The 15,341-nt window shown below is 64.1% G+C and carries 14 protein-coding genes and 1 tRNA gene; 7 read left to right on the top strand and 8 right to left on the bottom strand.

The features are described 5' to 3' along the window. Window position 1 precedes the first annotated feature (1 nt). The 3 genes from K3152_RS07675 to serS are packed head-to-tail and all read right to left on the bottom strand — an operon-like array spanning window position 2 to window position 3,214. Complete coding sequence (locus tag K3152_RS07675) at window positions 2-1,129, bottom strand: potassium channel family protein (protein ID WP_221573508.1); 1,128 nt, start codon at window positions 1,127-1,129, stop codon at window positions 2-4. A 43-nt stretch (window positions 1,130-1,172) separates the two neighbouring features. Beyond that, the gene (gene surE, locus K3152_RS07670) at window positions 1,173-1,937 is read right to left on the bottom strand and encodes a 5'/3'-nucleotidase SurE (protein ID WP_221573507.1); all 765 of its coding nucleotides are present in this window, start codon (window positions 1,935-1,937) and stop codon (window positions 1,173-1,175) included. Beyond that, a complete protein-coding gene (gene serS / locus K3152_RS07665; RefSeq protein WP_221573506.1) occupies window positions 1,934-3,214 on the bottom strand; it encodes a serine--tRNA ligase in 1,281 nt (426 codons plus the stop codon). The genes surE and serS overlap by 4 nt, the downstream gene beginning before the upstream one ends. Window positions 3,215-3,345: 131 nt before the next feature. On the opposite strand from serS, the gene K3152_RS07660 reads away from it, so the two are divergent. Next, the gene (locus tag K3152_RS07660; protein WP_247713266.1) at window positions 3,346-4,650 is read left to right on the top strand and encodes a sulfotransferase family protein; all 1,305 of its coding nucleotides are present in this window, start codon (window positions 3,346-3,348) and stop codon (window positions 4,648-4,650) included. A 61-nt stretch (window positions 4,651-4,711) separates the two neighbouring features. Here K3152_RS07660 and K3152_RS07655 read toward each other — a convergent pair whose 3' ends face one another. Beyond that, window positions 4,712-7,039: a TonB-dependent receptor gene (locus tag K3152_RS07655; RefSeq protein WP_221573505.1), complete on the bottom strand. Its 2,328-nt coding sequence runs from the start codon at window positions 7,037-7,039 to the stop codon at window positions 4,712-4,714. A 121-nt stretch (window positions 7,040-7,160) separates the two neighbouring features. Here K3152_RS07655 and K3152_RS07650 point away from each other — a divergent pair, with 121 nt between their 5' ends. Then, window positions 7,161-7,781, top strand: a complete 621-nt coding sequence (locus K3152_RS07650; RefSeq protein ID WP_221573504.1) for a TetR/AcrR family transcriptional regulator — start codon at window positions 7,161-7,163, stop codon at window positions 7,779-7,781. Window positions 7,782-7,827: 46 nt separating this feature from the next. Then, window positions 7,828-8,091, top strand: a complete 264-nt coding sequence (locus K3152_RS07645) for a hypothetical protein (RefSeq protein WP_221573503.1) — start codon at window positions 7,828-7,830, stop codon at window positions 8,089-8,091. A 66-nt stretch (window positions 8,092-8,157) separates the two neighbouring features. On the opposite strand, the gene K3152_RS07640 is transcribed toward K3152_RS07645, so the two are convergent. Continuing rightward, window positions 8,158-8,233: transfer RNA gene (locus K3152_RS07640), tRNA-Thr, on the bottom strand. A 90-nt stretch (window positions 8,234-8,323) separates the two neighbouring features. Between K3152_RS07640 and K3152_RS07635 the strand changes: the two genes are divergently transcribed. Continuing rightward, complete coding sequence (locus tag K3152_RS07635) at window positions 8,324-9,265, top strand: glutaminase (RefSeq protein ID WP_221573502.1); 942 nt, start codon at window positions 8,324-8,326, stop codon at window positions 9,263-9,265. Here K3152_RS07635 and K3152_RS07630 read toward each other — a convergent pair. Further along, entirely contained in the window at window positions 9,262-10,140 is an 879-nt protein-coding gene (locus K3152_RS07630) for a hypothetical protein (protein WP_221573501.1), read from the bottom strand. The two genes, K3152_RS07635 and K3152_RS07630, sit on opposite strands and share 4 nt — an antisense overlap. Further along, window positions 10,127-11,443 carry a replication-associated recombination protein A gene (locus tag K3152_RS07625; RefSeq protein WP_221573500.1) on the bottom strand — a complete coding sequence of 439 codons (1,317 nt, stop codon included), beginning with the start codon at window positions 11,441-11,443 and terminating at the stop codon, window positions 10,127-10,129. The genes K3152_RS07630 and K3152_RS07625 overlap by 14 nt, the downstream gene beginning before the upstream one ends. A gap of 105 nt (window positions 11,444-11,548) precedes the next feature. Between K3152_RS07625 and K3152_RS07620 the strand changes: the two genes are divergently transcribed. After that, complete coding sequence (locus K3152_RS07620; RefSeq protein ID WP_247713265.1) at window positions 11,549-12,181, top strand: PadR family transcriptional regulator; 633 nt, start codon at window positions 11,549-11,551, stop codon at window positions 12,179-12,181. Between the two features lie 73 nt (window positions 12,182-12,254). Continuing rightward, window positions 12,255-12,707, top strand: a complete 453-nt coding sequence (locus tag K3152_RS07615) for a hypothetical protein (protein WP_221573499.1) — start codon at window positions 12,255-12,257, stop codon at window positions 12,705-12,707. Window position 12,708: 1 nt separating this feature from the next. Here the strand turns inward: K3152_RS07615 and K3152_RS07610 are convergent, their stop codons facing one another. Then, entirely contained in the window at window positions 12,709-13,881 is a 1,173-nt protein-coding gene (locus tag K3152_RS07610; protein ID WP_221573498.1) for a glycosyltransferase family 4 protein, read from the bottom strand. 257 nt (window positions 13,882-14,138) lie between these two features. On the opposite strand from K3152_RS07610, the gene K3152_RS07605 reads away from it, so the two are divergent. Continuing rightward, entirely contained in the window at window positions 14,139-15,293 is a 1,155-nt protein-coding gene (locus K3152_RS07605) for a phosphoserine transaminase (RefSeq protein WP_221573497.1), read from the top strand. The last annotated feature ends 48 nt before the right edge of the window (window positions 15,294-15,341 follow it).

Here is a 15,341-nt window from a genome sequence, read left to right as displayed (position 1 = left end):
CTCAACTATCCTCGCGAATCTGGTCGTCCTTGCGGTGTCCGTCGCCCTTGGTTTCTCCATTCGGTGTCGCGACGATTTCGACAATGATATCGCCCTTCTGGAGGTTCTGGCACTCGTCTTCCCAGAAACCGATCGCGCGCCCATTGCGATAGATGCGCAGGCCCCTGCCGCCGCTTTCGAGTTCGCTGATGGCGCAGCCGCATTCCTCGTCTTCGACCTCGCGTTCTACCAACTGGACGCGGCCCGACACGCTGGCAAGGTCGGCAAGGTAATCGGCGATGTGTTCGCCCTTGGCGCTTCCTGCCAGAAGCAATCCGGTGAAACGGACGGGGTTAATGACATTGTTGGCACCAGCCTGACGCGCAAGCGATTCGTTGTCGTCAGCGCGCACCACCACGCTGATGGGCACGCGCGGGGCGAGAGCGCGCACGGTCAGCGTGATGAGGATGGTCGTGTCGTCGCGGCCGGCAGAGATGAGCACGTTCTGCGCTTCCGAGATACGCACCGCTTTCAGCGTCTCGTCGCGCGTGGCGTCTGCGGCCATCACATTGCAGCCGAGGCTCTCGGCGGCGTGAAGGCGTTCCTCGCTCGGGTCGATGACAACGATGCAGCTTGGATCAGTGCCGCGCTCGATGAGTTCGGCCACCGCTTCGGAACCCGAAATCCCGTAGCCGAGCACCACGATATGGTTGGATAGCTTTTCCTGGATGCGGGCCATGCGGAATTTCTCCCAGCTTCGCTTGATGATGAAATTATAGGCCGTGCCCACGAAGATGAAGAACACGGCGAAACGGATCGGCGTGACGATGACAGCCTCCACCAGGCGGGCACGATCGGAAATCGGCGCGATATCGCCAAACCCCGTCGTGGTGATGGAAATCATCGTGAAATAGATGACGTCGAGAAAGCTGACTTCGCCATCGAGATTGTCCACCAGCCCTTCACGGTCCCACCAGTGGATCATGACGACGATGAAAATCAGGAACAGCGCCGCGCCAAGGCGGATACCGAGGTCGCCCCAGACCGGAATCTTGGTCGCGCGGCGCAGCGGCTGGAAGCGCGGCCCGCGATAAACCCGGGCGCTTCCCGTGCCCGGCGCGACGGTGTCGAGTTGTTTTTTCTCGCTCATTCACCCCTCAAGTGGGCGAGGGCGGGGGTGCGGTCAAGCACCTTCAATCGCTGTATCTTTCGCCCAGCGCTGTAAGCGAGGCGTGATGGGTGAGGTCGAGCTGCAGCGGCGTGACCGAGACGTAACCGTCTGCAATCGCTTCAAGGTCCGTGCCGTGGTCAGGCGTGTGCTCGATGGCCTGAAGGCCGAACCAGAAATATTTGAAGCCGCGCGGGTCGCGCCCTTCGACCACGGTTCCGCGCGAATAATCGTGGAAGCCCTGCGCGACGGCGCGGATACCTTTCACGTCTTGCGGAGCGCGGGGCGGGAAGTTGATGTTGACCAGCGTGCGCTCGGGCAGCGGCGCTTCGAGCAGCGGGGCGAGGACCTTTGCGCCCCAGCCTTCAGCAGCGGCGAAGGACATGTCGTGGCCCGCATCGTCGCGGCCGATGACCTGGCTCAGCGCGATCGAGCGGATACCTGCCAAAGCGCCCTCGATGGCGGCGGACACGGTGCCCGAATAGGTGATGTCGTCGCCGAGGTTCGCCCCGCGATTGACGCCCGACAGGATAAGGTCGGGCGCGCCGTCCATCACCTGCCTCAGGCCCATGGTGACCGAATCCGTCGGCGTGCCGGTGACCGAGAAGCGGCGTTCGGAATGCTTCCGGAGGCGCACCGGCTTGGTCAGGGTGAGCGCATGGCCCATTCCCGACTGCTCCTCGTCGGGCGCGCAAATCCAGATGTCGTCCGAGAATTGCCGCGCGATGGCCTCGAGCACGTCGAGGCCGGGGGCGTGAACGCCGTCATCATTGGTGAGGAGGATTTTCATGATTGCGGCGCCAGCTTTTCGACGCCGCCCATGTAAGGTGCGAGCACTTCAGGCACGGTCACGCTACCGTCCTCCTGCTGGTAATTCTCCATCACCGCCACCAGCGTTCGGCCGACGGCAAGGCCCGAGCCGTTAAGCGTGTGCACGAAGCGCGTCTTCTTCTCGCCTTCGGGCTTGTAGCGCGCGTTCATGCGGCGGGCCTGGAAGTCGCCCGTGTTCGAGCAGGAGGATATCTCGCGGTACGCGCCCTGTCCGGGAAGCCACACCTCGAGGTCGTAGGTCTTCTTCGCGCCGAAGCCCATGTCGCCGGTGCACAGCAGCACCTTGCGATAGGGCAGGCCGAGCGCCTGCAGGATGCCCTCGGCGCAAGCAGTCATGCGCTCATGCTCGGCCTCGCTGTCCTCGGGGCGGCAGATGCTGACCATTTCGACCTTCTCGAACTGGTGCTGGCGGATAAACCCGCGCGTGTCGCGCCCGGCAGAGCCTGCCTCGCTGCGGAAGCAAAGAGTGTGCGCGGTGAGACGGATGGGTTCGACGGGTTCGTCGATAATTTGGCCGGCAACCGAAGCGGTCAGGGGGACTTCGGAAGTCGGAACCAGCCAGCGGCCATCGGTCGTCTGGAAGCTGTCCTCGGCAAACTTGGGCAGTTTGTCGGTGCCGTACATGGCATCGTCGTTGACCAGCACCGGCGGATTGCATTCGGTATAGCCGTTCTCGCGCGTCTGCTTGTCGAGCATGAACTGGGCGAGCGCGCGGTGGAGGCGGGCGATGTCGCCGCGCAGGAAGGTGAAGCGCGCACCCGAGAGCGCCGCGCCGGTTTCGAAATCCATGCCCAGCGCCGGGCCGATATCGGCGTGTTCCTTGGGCTCGAAAGCGAACTCGCGCTTCTCGCCCCACACGGCCATTTCGACATTGTCCTCCTCGTCCGCACCCTCGGGAACGTCGTCGGCGGGGATGTTGGGCAGACGGGCGAGGAGGTCGGTCAGTTCGGCTCCCGCCTTCTGTTCGGCCTCCTCCCATTCGGGCATGCTCGCCTTGATTTCGGCGACTTCGGCCTTCAGCGCCTCGGCCTTGTCCTTGTCGCCCTGACCCATCGCCTGCCCGATGGCTTTCGAAGCCTCGTTGCGGCGGCTCTGCGCTTCCTGCACGCGGGTCTGCGCCTCGCGCTTCCTAGCGTCGAGGGCGACAATCTTGTCGGCGACAGGCTCCGCACCGCGGCGTTTCAGCGCAGCGTCGAAGGCTTCGGGATTGGCTCGGATAGTAGCGATATCATGCATGGCGCGCGCTATGCCGTTTGCCGCTGCGCATTTCCAGTGTGGATTGCGGCGGGACCGAATTGGATTGGCGGCAGTTCCTGTGTCTATGGCGCTCCTCCCGACCGCCGCCAGACCAGACGAGGCCGAGAGACTTGCGAAACCAGCCACTTACCCCGCCGCGCCGCAGCCGTTTTATCGATATGGTCGATGCCGGGATAAGGGCAGGGCGTGGGCTCGGGCTGGTCGACGAGGCTTGCTGGGACCGCGACGCGCTGATGGAAGAAGTGGCCCGCGAATACGGCCTCGACGATTTCGGCGACGACTGGTTCACCCGCCCGCTCGACGTGATGCTCGATTCCGCGCGGGTCGAGGCGCGCTTGAATGCGGCGGGCGACTTTTCCGCCATGAAGCAAATCCACCACCTGCTGCGCGACAGGCTCTACGCGCAGATGTGGTTCAAGCGGCATCCCGAAATCCTTGCGCGGCCCATCAAGAACCCGGTGGTCATCGTCGGGCCGATGCGTTCGGGTACGACGCGGCTCCACCGCTTGCTGTCGTCGGACCGCCGCTTCGCGCATTTGCGCAGTTTCGAGACCATCAGCCCGGTCCCGCGCCCCGATTTCGAAGAGGTGATGGCTGGCGAGAAGGAAGACTTCCGCCCCGTCCTAGCCAAGCGCATCATGAAGGTCGCGCGGCTCGCCAATCCGCGCACGCTCTCGATCCATCCGACCGGACCTTACGAGCCCGAAGAAGAACTCGGCCTCATAGCCGCCAGCTTTTACGGGATGAAGTTCGATGCCCAGTGGCGCGTGCCGACCTACACGCGCTGGTGCGAGGAACAGAGCGCGGTTCCGGCCTATCGCCACATGGCTAACCTCATGCGGCTCATCGGCTGGTCGCAGCAGGAAAGCTCGCTGCGCCCGTGGATATTGAAAACTCCGCAGCATATGCTCGACCTGCCCGCGCTGCTCGAGGTGTTCCCCGATGCGCGGCTTATCTTCACCCACCGCGACCCCAAGTCGGTGGTCGGCAGCACCGCCTCGCTCGCGTGGAACCAGACGATTATCTACGCTGACGACATCGAGGTCGCGCCGCATGGCCGCGAGTGGCTGCGCAAGACCGAGCTGATGATCGAGCGCATGCGGTCGGCGCGCGACAATATCCCGCGCGAGCGCATGATCGATGTCCAGTATGACGCGATGGACCGCGACTGGCGCGGCACGATGGAGCGCATCTACGCCTTCCTCGGCCTCGACATGGAGCCGGCGGTCGAAGGGATGGAGGATTTCCTCGCGCGTTCGGCCGCGATGAAGCGCCGCCCGCACTCCTATTCGCTGGAGGAGTTCGGCCTCAGCACGGGCGAGGTCTACGAGCGGCTCGGCGACTACGTGCGCAAGTACAAGGTCCCGGTCGAGGACCCCTTTGCGCTCACCCGTCCCGCCATCGCCGCAGGATAAAAAGAGGGCGGCTGACCGGTCGCCCGGCCGCCGCCCCCAGGGAGGAAGTGGTAAGTCTCGCCTAGAACTTGACCTCACCGGTCACGAAAACCCGGCGCGGATCGCCGTAAAAGGCGGTCAGATTGCCTTCGAGGCCGAGCACGGTGCCGGTCACGAAGTCATAGCCCGAAACGATGTAGCGCTGGTCGAACACGTTCTTTGCATGCAGGCCGATGGCGAAACGGTCGCTGTCGGCGGTGTAGACCACGCCGAGATCGACGATTTCATAGGCCCCCTGGTCGAGCGGACCGGGCAGTTCGAACTGGCTTGTTTCCGAACGCATCGAAACCGAGCCGAGGAAGTCGACGATGCCGCCTGCAACGGGGATGCCGACGTTGACACCGGCATGCGCGGTGAACTCGGGCGTGTTCTGGATGACGCGCTCGTCGGCCACGTCATTGCCAAAGGCGTCGACATATTCGTTGAAGCCAGCGTCGAGATAGCCGACCGACCAGTTGAAGCCGATGCGGCTGCCGGTTCCGGCAAAGTCGCGCCCGACCAGCGCATTGCCCTCAAACTCGATGCCGTTGATGTCGGCGCTCGCTGCATTGGTGGTCACGCCGATGAAGCTGTCGTTCACGCCGTCACCATTGCTGTCGAAGCCGATGGAGCCGGGGATCTGGACATCTTCGTACTTCCCGACGAAACCTGCGAGCGCGATGTTGAGGCGGTTGTCGAGCAGGCTGGCCTTCCAGCCCGCTTCATAGCTGTCGACCGTTTCCGGCTGGAAGTTCAGGAAGCGGTACTGTTCGTCGTAGCTGACCGTACCGTTGCCGTCGAAATCCGGCGCCGCGCTGGTTTGGCCGCGCGGGTCGAAGCCGCCGCCCTTGAAGCCCTTTGAATAGGACACGTAGAGCGTGTGGTCGATGCTCGGCTTGAAGGCCAGCGAGGCGCGCGGGGTGAATTCCTTGTACTTCGCCTCGCCTTCGAAATCGCTGGTGACTGCGATGGGGATTCCCTCGCCGTCGAAGAGGTCGGAATAACCCCCGATGAAGGTCGTGCGCAGGATGCGGCTGTCGCGGTTGTCCCACGTATAGCGGCCGCCCAGCGAGAGGCTGATCCAGTCGTTGAAGTCATAGGTGAAGTCGCCAAAGACCGAGTAGGTTTCGGTGCCGACATCGCCCAGCGTCTGCGCGTTGAGGCCCGGCAGGCCGATGAGGTCGCCGGTGGTGAACAGGGCGACGTCGAATGCGGTGTAGGCATTGGCGTCGAGATAGTAGACGCCGAAGACACCCGACAGGCGGTCGCCTTCAACCAGCAGCTGGAGTTCCTGGCTGAACTGGTCGTTTTCATAGATGGCGGGGACGTCGAGATCGGCAGCGGGAAGGCTGTCGAAATCGATGGGGCTGGTCGAGGCATCTTCGCGGTAGCCGGTGATGGACTTGAACGTCAGCGTGTCGCTGAGTTCGTAAGCGATTTGCAGCGCGCCGCCGTAAGCTTCGACCTCCTGATCGACCACATTGAGACCGGCACGCGTGTCGTAGGGGTTGTCCAGCACGGGGGCGCCGGTGAAACGGCCCTCGAGCAGGCGGCCACCCTGGCGGGCATTGCTGTTGTCTTTCACATAGTCGCCCGACAGGCGCACGAAGAGCGGGCCGCTGTCGAATTCGAGCGTGCCGCGACCGGCCCATACGTCCTTGTTGTAGTTCTCGGTGCCGAGTTCGAGATTTTCGCCATAGCCGCCGCGGGAAAGCCGCGCGCCGCTCACGCCCAGACGGAAATTGTCGCTCAGCGGAGTGGATGCCGAGACGATGAGGTCGGCCTGGTCGTATGAACCATATGTGCCGCGCACCTTGACCTGCGTTTCATCGGGCAGGCGGGCGGTGACGTATTTAATCGCGCCGCCGATGGTGTTGCGGCCGTAGAGCGTACCCTGCGGCCCGCGCAGGACCTCGATACGTTCGACATCATAGACATCGAGCACTGCGCCTTGCGGGCGGTTGAGGTAGACATCGTCGACATAGAGGCCGACACCTGCTTCGAAACCGGCGACCGGGTCCTGCTGGCCCACGCCCCGGATGAAGGCGGTGAGGGTCGTATTGGTGCCGCGGCTGACTTCCAGCGTGAGGTTGGGTACCTCGTCGGCGATTTCGGTGATTTCCAGCGTGCCGCCGCGAACCAGCTCCTCGCCCGAAAGCGCAGTGACGGCGATCGGCACGTCGGTGATGCGCTCGGTACGGCGCCGTGCGGTGACGACGATGATGCCATCTTCCGCGGGCGAAGCGTCCTCGCTCAGCTCGGTGTCGGAGTCGATGTCCTGCGACGACTGGGCCGCTGCAGGTGCGGCGAAGGCGAGTGCCGCCGTGCCCGCGAGCAGTGCAGCAGCCGGTTTGGCGTGACGAAACTTCATTCAAATCCCTCCCGATTATCTCTCTATCCTCCCCAATATTGAAAACTGAACCACCTTTCAAGTTTGTTCTTGCATGCGCGGTGGATTATAGCTTAGCCAAGGGGCGTGGAGGGGATTGGGAATGGCTGCCAGCGCGCCTGACGAAAAGAAAACGCCGCGCACCGAGAAGGGGCGCAGGACCTTGCGCAAGCTGCTCGATGCGGCAGCGGGGGAGTTCGGCGATCACGGCTTCCATGAGGCCTCGATCAGCTCGATCACACGGCGCGCGGGCGTCGCGCTGGGGACGTTCTACACCTATTTCGACAGCAAGGACGAGATCTTCCGCGCGCTGGTCGCCGACATGAGCGAATCGGTGAAGCGTGCCGCGCGCGAGGCGATTGCGCCGGAGATGGGCGCTCTGGAGGTCGAACGTGCTGCACTCGAAGCCTTCCTGCGCTTCGCGGGCGAGCACAAGGAAGTCTATCGCATCATTGATGAGGCCGAATTCGTCGACCCGCGCTCCTATCGCATGCATTACGAGACGGTCGGCGCGCGTATCATCGAGCGCCTCGAAAAAGGCGGCGATAGCGGTGCGATGCGCGAAGGCCTGGGCGAAATCGAGGCTTGGGCGCTGATGGGAATGAATGTCTTTCTCGGCCTGCGCTATGCCATCTGGCGCGGGGAAGGTGACCCCGATGCGGCAGAGGTCGCGGAGGCGGCAAACCGGATGCTCCAGAGCGGCATCGGGCGCTCGACAGATTAGGAACATCTCGCTGCCCAAGCCGTTGATTGGGCAAAGGAGATACCACATGATTGGCAAGATTATCGGAGCATATGCGGGCGACAAGCTCGCCAAGCAGACAAGCGGTCTCGGCATCGGCGGCGCAGGTGGCGCGGCCCTTGGCGTGGTTGCGGCCAGCGTGCTGCGCCGCATGAGCCTTCCCGCAATGATCGCTCTGGGCGCTGGCGGCTATGTCGCCAAGAAGCTTTACGAGCGCAACGAGGCGAAGAAGACCCCGACGCAAACCATCGTCAGCGAAACGGAAGAAACGCCGACCGCCGCTGCCGCCTGATTGCAGAGAAAACGATTAAGGAAAGGCCGTCCTTCGGGGCGGCCTTTTCGTTTGCGCGGAAGAGGGTGGTGCCGGTTAGAGGATTCGAACCCCTGGCCTGATGATTACAAATCAACTGCTCTACCAACTGAGCTAAACCGGCGTACCAGATGGAGCGCGCGCCTCTGGCGGAAAATCGTCGCCGCGTCCAGTCCGATTGCACCCTGAGCCGCCCGCGCCTATCGCCACGATCATGGATTTGGGCGCAATTGTTTCAGAGACCTACGCCGAGCTTGCCGACGAGCGCGGCAGCGGGACGCCTGCACGATACATTCCCGCTCTGGCACTGGTCGACCCGAACAAGTTCGGCATCGCGCTGGCGACCGCCGATGGCGAGGTGTTCTGCGCAGGCGATGCGGACGAGGCTTTTTCCATCCAGTCCATCTCGAAGGTCTATGCGCTGGCACTGGCGCTGGAGCGCGAGGGACCGGCGCTATGGGATGCGGTGGGGCGCGAGCCTTCGGGCAATGCCTTCAATTCCATCGTCCAGCTTGAGCGCGAAAAGGGCATTCCGCGCAATCCCTTCATCAATTCCGGTGCCATCGTGACCACCGACCGCTTCATCGGAGACAGCACGCCCGAAGAGGCGGTGCAGGACCTCCTCACGCGCCTGCGCCGCATGGGCCGCGACGAAAGCATCACCTTCGACGAAGAGGTTGCCCGCAGCGAGAGTGAGACGGGCTCGCGCAACCGCAGCCTTGCCTATTTCCTCGAGGATTTTGGGCGTCTCAGGAACCCGGTTGAGGATGTGTTGTCGGTCTATTTCCGGCAATGCGCATTGCGGCTAAGTTGCCGCCAGCTGGCCGAAGCCTCGCTCTTCCTCGCTTTCGACGGCACTGACCCTGTCACCGGCCAGCAGATGTGCAGCGCCAGCCGCGCGCGCCGCATCAATGCGCTGATGCTGATGTGCGGGCACTACGACAATTCGGGCCAGTTCGCCTTCGAGGTCGGCTTCTGCGGCAAGTCGGGCGTGGGCGGCGGTATCCTCGCCAGTGTGCCGGGCAGGGCGGCCATCGCAGTGTGGTCGCCGGGGCTGGGGCGTTCGGGCACGAGCGTGCTGGGGGCAAAGGCGCTCTCGCGTATTGGCCTGAGGACCGGATGGTCGGTCTTCAGCGGCAAGCTTCCCGAAATCTAGAGAGCGCCAAAGGTCCAGCCCTCGGTGCGGGCGATTGCCGGTGTCAGGCCGGCAGGAGACCAGCGCTCCGGTTCAGGCGCGACAGCGCGGAGCCATGCGGCGGTGAGGAGGGCATCGGTCGTGTGGTCGTCGACTTCTCCGCTCCGCTCCACCGGCGGCGAGCCGAGCACGGCGAGCGCCTCGTTCAACGCCTCGTAGCTGCGCATCTTGGCCTTCGCCGCGCTGCGGCCCGCCTCCAGCGCGGCAAGGGTGGTGTAGATCTCGACCACGACCGAGTCCGCATCCGGCAGCGGGTCGACCGGCCATACCGGAAGGTGGCCGCGAAGGTGATGGAGCATGCGCATGCCGGTGAGGCTCGACTTGCCCACCTGCGCCGCGCCCACGAGGTTGAAGTTCGAATAGGGTTTGCAGCCCATCGCCGCCTGCGCTTGTTCGGTGACGCGAAAACGGCCTCGACCATGCTCCGCACCGTCGCACCCGAAGTGTTCGCCAGTGTCCGTGCCGTCGCGGAAATATGGGCGCATGGCGGGGTGCGCGACGAAACTGTTCGCGCCGAGATTTTCGTCACCGGCAGCGAGTTCGTCGATGAGGTGCCACAAGGCAGGAGCGTCGGGCGGGGTGTTATCAAGGCCCGGGAAATAGGCGCCGCAATCCGCGTGTGGGAGCGCAATGCCCAAGTCGAGACCCACCAGGGAATCGCTGGGAAGTTCATCGCGCAAGACTCCGAGGACTTCGTCGCGCGACCAATGATGTTCGACCAGCACCGGAGGCCCGCCTGCAGCATCGGCAATCGCCAGTGCGATGCCCTTCTGCCGAGCTCCCTTGGCACCCGACCAGTCGATAGCGACGAAGTGGCGGAACCTAGGAGCGTTCACGCCGCAGCTTGTCCCAGTAATCGAGCCGCTTCTTCACCTCGCGCTCGAAACCGCGTTCGACCGGCTCGTAATAGCTCTGCGGCTCCATCTCCTCGGGCCAGTAATTGTCGCCCGAAAAGCCGTCATCGGCATCGTGGTCGTAGCTGTAGCCCGCACCGTATCCGATATCCTTCATCAGCTTGGTCGGCGCGTTGAGGATATTCTGCGGCGGCATCAGGCTGCCGGTTTCCTTCGCCGATTTGAACGAGGCTTTCTGCGCCTTGTAGACCGCATTCGATTTGGGCGCGGTGGCGAGATAGGTGCAGGCCTGCACCAGCGCGAGTTCGCCCTCGGGGCTGCCGAGGAACTCATAAGCATCCTTCGCCGCCATGCACTGCACCAGCGCCTGCGGGTCGGCCATGCCGATGTCTTCCACCGCCATGCGGACGAGGCGGCGGGCGAGGAAGCGCGGCTCCTCCCCGGCGGTAAGCATGCGGGCGAGGTAATAGAGGCTCGCCTGCACATCGCTGCCGCGCACCGCCTTGTGGAGCGCGGAAATGAGGTTGTAATGCCCCTCGCGGTCCTTGTCGTAGACCGCCACGCGGCGCTGGAGGAATTTGCCGAGCGCGGCGGGGTCGAGAGGGTCGTCGATCTTGGCGTTGTAAAGCGTTTCGGCCTGGTTGAGGAGGAAACGCCCGTCGCCATCGGCGCTCGCCACCAGCGCATCGCGCGCTTGCGGTGTGAGGGGCAGGGGGCCTTCCAAGACCTCGGCGCGGCCGAGCAATTGCCCCAGCGCTTCGTGGTCGAGTCGCTGGAGGATGAGCACCTGCGCGCGGCTGAGCAGTGCGGCGTTGAGCGCAAAGCTCGGGTTCTCCGTGGTCGCGCCCACCAGCGTCACCGTCCCGCGCTCGACGAAGGGGAGGAAACCGTCCTGCTGCGCGCGGTTGAAGCGGTGGATTTCGTCCACGAACAGCAGCGTGCGCTGCCCCGCCTCGGCGGCCTTGTCGGCAGCGGCGAAGGCCTTCTTGAGGTCCGCCACGCCGCTAAATACCGCGCTGACGCTTTCGAACCGCATGCCGACGCTATCGGCGAGCAGGCGAGCGATGGTGGTCTTGCCCGTGCCGGGAGGGCCCCACAGGATCATGCTCGACAGGCGGCCTGCCGCAACCATCCGGCCGATGGCGCCCTCGGGTCCGGTCAGATGGTCCTGCCCGATAACCTCGTCGAGGTTTGCCGGACGCAAACGGTCGGCCAGCGGGGCGTCCTCGCGCAATTCGCCTGAATTCGGGCTCTGGGGGAGTTCATCTGAAAACAAGTCTGCCATTGGTCGGCTCACATAGGAGGTTCGCAGAGGAATTGCAGCGTCCTCTTGCATCGCTTCCTTTAAGATATATCGTAGACCTATCGACGATGTTTGGAAGGAACGATCATGCACAGGGCACACAAACTGCGGAAGCTGCGCAAGCTAAGAAAAATGGGCATGTGGCCGCATGTCGGCATGGCCGGCGGTTGGGACGATGCGTTCGGGCCCGATGGCCCCTTCGGCCCCGGAGGCCCATTTGGTCCCGGCGGTCCCTTCGGCAAGCGCGGCGGCGGCCGGCGGCGGCGCATGTTCGGTTCGGGCGAATTGCGGCTGGTGCTGCTCAAGCTGCTCGAGGACGAGCCGCGCCACGGCTATGAACTCATCAAGGCGGTCGAGGACCTGACCGGCGGCAGCTACGCGCCCAGTCCCGGCACCGTCTATCCCACGCTCTCGCTGCTCGAGGACGAGGGGGTAATCGCGCCCGCCAAGGGTGACGAGACGCGCAAGGCCTACGAGGCGACCGAAGCGGGCCGCGCGGAGCTCGAAGAACGGGCCGAAGAGGTCGAGCGGCTGATGGAGCGGCTGGCAGGACACGGCGAACATCGCCGCGCCTATGCGACGCCCGAGATGTTTCGTGCCGCGGGCAACCTTGCCGGTGTCCTCAAGAACAAGGCGCGCAGCGGCGGGCTCGACCAGAAGACCATGGAAGAAATCGTCGATCTGATCGACGATCTGGCGAAGAAGATCGAGCGCCTCTGAACCGCCTCCCACTTGCGTCCCCCCGCCGCGCCGCTAGTCTGTGCAGCGAGGGGCGCAGAAGGGGAGAGTGGACATGGAAACTGCAACCAAGACGCCGTGGCACCTCTGGGTCATCGGCATCGTCGCCACGCTATGGAATGCGGGCGGTGCCTATGATTACACCATGACGCAGACGCGCAACGAGGACTATTTGCGCACGGCAGCCGACAATGCGGGCGTGCCCTACGATACGATGCTCGGCTATTACACCAGCTTCCCGGCATGGGCCGATGCCTTCTGGGCGCTTGGGGTATGGGGCGCGTTTGCCGGCTCGGTGCTGCTCTTATTGCGCAGCCGGTTTTCCTACCATGCTTTCTTGGTCGCGCTGCTGGGGCTTGCGGGGACGACACTGTATACGCTTGTCGCCGACCTGCCAGCCGAACTCAGCTCACCCATGATGTGGGCGTTCACTGCGGTAATCTGGGTCGTGACCGGCCTGCTCGCCTGGTATGCCCGGCGGATGACCGCAAAGGGCGTCCTTCGCTGATCTAGCCGGCGGCTGCGCGCTGGTCGTGCAGCCGCAAATAGGTGTCGACCACCGCCTGGTTGATGGCGTCCCAGCTATAGGCGCGGGCGGCTATTTCGCCTGCCGCTCCGTGCGCAAGGCGCAGTGCGTCGTCGGTGCAATAGGGCGCGAGCGCTTCGGCGCAGCCTTTCGAGAAGGCGTCGGTCTTGCTCGGCGGGACGAGCTGGCCGGTCTCGCCGTCGTGGACCAAGCTGGCGGCGCCGGTCGCGCCTGCCGCCACCACGGGCAGCCCGCAGGCCATCGCTTCCAGCGTTACATTGCCGAAAGTCTCGGTGATCGACGGATTGAAAAAGATGTCGCCGCTCGCCAGCGCGCGGCCGAGGTCCTTGCCGGTCTGGAAGCCGACGAAAGTGCCGCCCGGAAGCGCTTTTTCGAACCAGTCGCGCGCCGGGCCGTCGCCGATGACGAGTACCTTGTGCGGCACCTGCCGCTTGCGCAGTTCGACGATCGTGTCGGAAAAGACGTCGAGCCCCTTCTCCATCACGAGACGCCCCAAGAAGACAATCGCGACATCGTCATCGGCAAGACCATTCTCGCGTCGCCACGCCAGGTCGCGCTTGGACGGGTCGAAGACCTCGCGGTCGACGCCGCGCGACCAGATGGTGATGTCCTCGTGCATGCCCTGCGCCTGCAATTCGTCGATCTGACTTTGCGAAGGCGCGACCAGTGCGTCGCAGCGGTTGTAGAAACGGCGCAGGATGCCTTCCACTACCGGCTCGAGGAAACCGAGCCCGTAATAGCGCGGGTATGTTTCGAAGCGAGTGTGGACGCTCGCCAGCACGGGCACGTCATTCTGGCGTGCCCACTTGAGCGCCGCATGCCCTGTCGGATCGGGGGAGGAGACATGGACCATGTTGGGCTTGAAAGCCTCGAGGTCGCGGCGTGCCTCGGCATTGAGGCCGAGCGGCAGGCGGTATTCCCCGCGTCCCTTGACCGGCATGCGGACATTGGGAACATCGACCAGGTCTCCGGTCGGCTCGAAATCCGGCTCCGCCACCGTGGGCGCGTAGACGCGCAGCGAGGCGCCTTGCCGCAACAGGTATTCGGCCAGCCGGTTCAGCGCCTGGTTCGCCCCGTCGCGGGTGTAATTGTAGTTGCCGCTGAACAGCGCAATGCGAAGGTCTTTTACGTCCATTGGTCGCGGCCATAGGAAAAGCGCGAGGCTTTGGCGAGAGGGTTGCGGAATTGCACGGGGCACCGGCCTTCGTGACCGGCTCGCCGAACAGCCGGGCACGCGATGGAACGACTGGGGCTGCTCGCGGCTTGGTTGGGCGAGCCGGAGCTTCGCGGACGCATACCTATTTCGCATTGACTCCCTGACAAGCAACTTTATTGCCGCCGGCGGGCCACGCGGTCCCAACGCCGCGCGAGCTCTCTGCAAGGAGAGAATACATGACTGAACCGACGCTCAAGCCAGAGCGCCCCTTTTTCTCGTCGGGGCCGACCGCCAAACACAAGGGCTGGTCCGCTTCCAACCTCAAAACCGAATCGCTCGGTCGCTCGCACCGCAGCGCCCTTGGCAAGTCGCGGCTGAAATATGCCATCGACCTGTCGAAGGAGATGCTCGGCGTGCCGGAGGATTACCTCGTCGGCATCATGCCGGCCTCGGACACGGGCGCGCTCGAATGCGCGATGTGGACGATGCTGCGCCCCGACCGCCCGGCCACCGTCGCGGCTTGGGAAAGCTTCGGCAACGTCTGGATCCAGGACGCGGTGAAGCAGCTCAAGCTGCCGAAGCTGACCACGCTCGACGCCGATTACGGCGAGATTCCCGACCTTGCGTCGATCCCGCAGGACAACGACGTCGTCTTCACCTGGAACGGCACGACCTCCGGCGCGAAAATCCCGAACACCGACTGGCTCGCGCCGGGCCGCGAGGGTGTGACCATCAACGACGCCACCAGCGCCGTCTTCGCGATGGAGATGGACTGGGCCAAGCTCGATGCCACGACCTATAGCTGGCAGAAGGTGATGGGCAGCGAAGCCCAGCACGGCATGCTGGTGCTGAGCCCCAAGGCCGTGCAGCGCATCGAGGAATACGACCCCGAATGGCCGCTGCCCAAGCTCTTCCGCCTCAAGAAGGGCGGCAAGATCAACACCGGCATTTTCGAAGGTGCGACCATCAACACGCCCTCGATGCTTGCCACCGAAGACTATATCGAAGCGCTCGAATGGGCGCAGGCGATGGGTGGCCGCAAGGCGATGTTCGAACGCGCGGATGCCAATGCCAAGATCGTCAAGGACTGGATCGAAGCGACCCCGTGGCTGCGCAACATGGTCTCCGACCCTGCCAAGCAGACCAACACCGGCGTATGCTTCGTCTTCCAGGGCGACTGGTACGAGAGCCTTTCCGACGAGGACAAGGCAGGCGTCCCGAAGAAGATCGTCAAGCTGCTCGAAGAGCGCGACGTCGGTTACGACTTCAACGGCTATCGCGACGCCCCGCCGTCCCTGCGCATCTGGTGCGGCGGCACGGTCGAGCAGGAAGACTTGAAGCGTCTCCTGCCGTGGATCGAGTGGGCCTACGAGCAGGTCAAAAACGGCTGATTCGGCTGGCGGCCCGCGTTTAGGGCCGCCGCTTTCCCCTATTATTGC

It is taken from the genome of Qipengyuania polymorpha (assembly GCF_019711435.1).
GTDB lineage: Bacteria > Pseudomonadota > Alphaproteobacteria > Sphingomonadales > Sphingomonadaceae > Qipengyuania > Qipengyuania polymorpha.
This window is presented reverse-complemented; position numbering and strand designations above follow the sequence as displayed.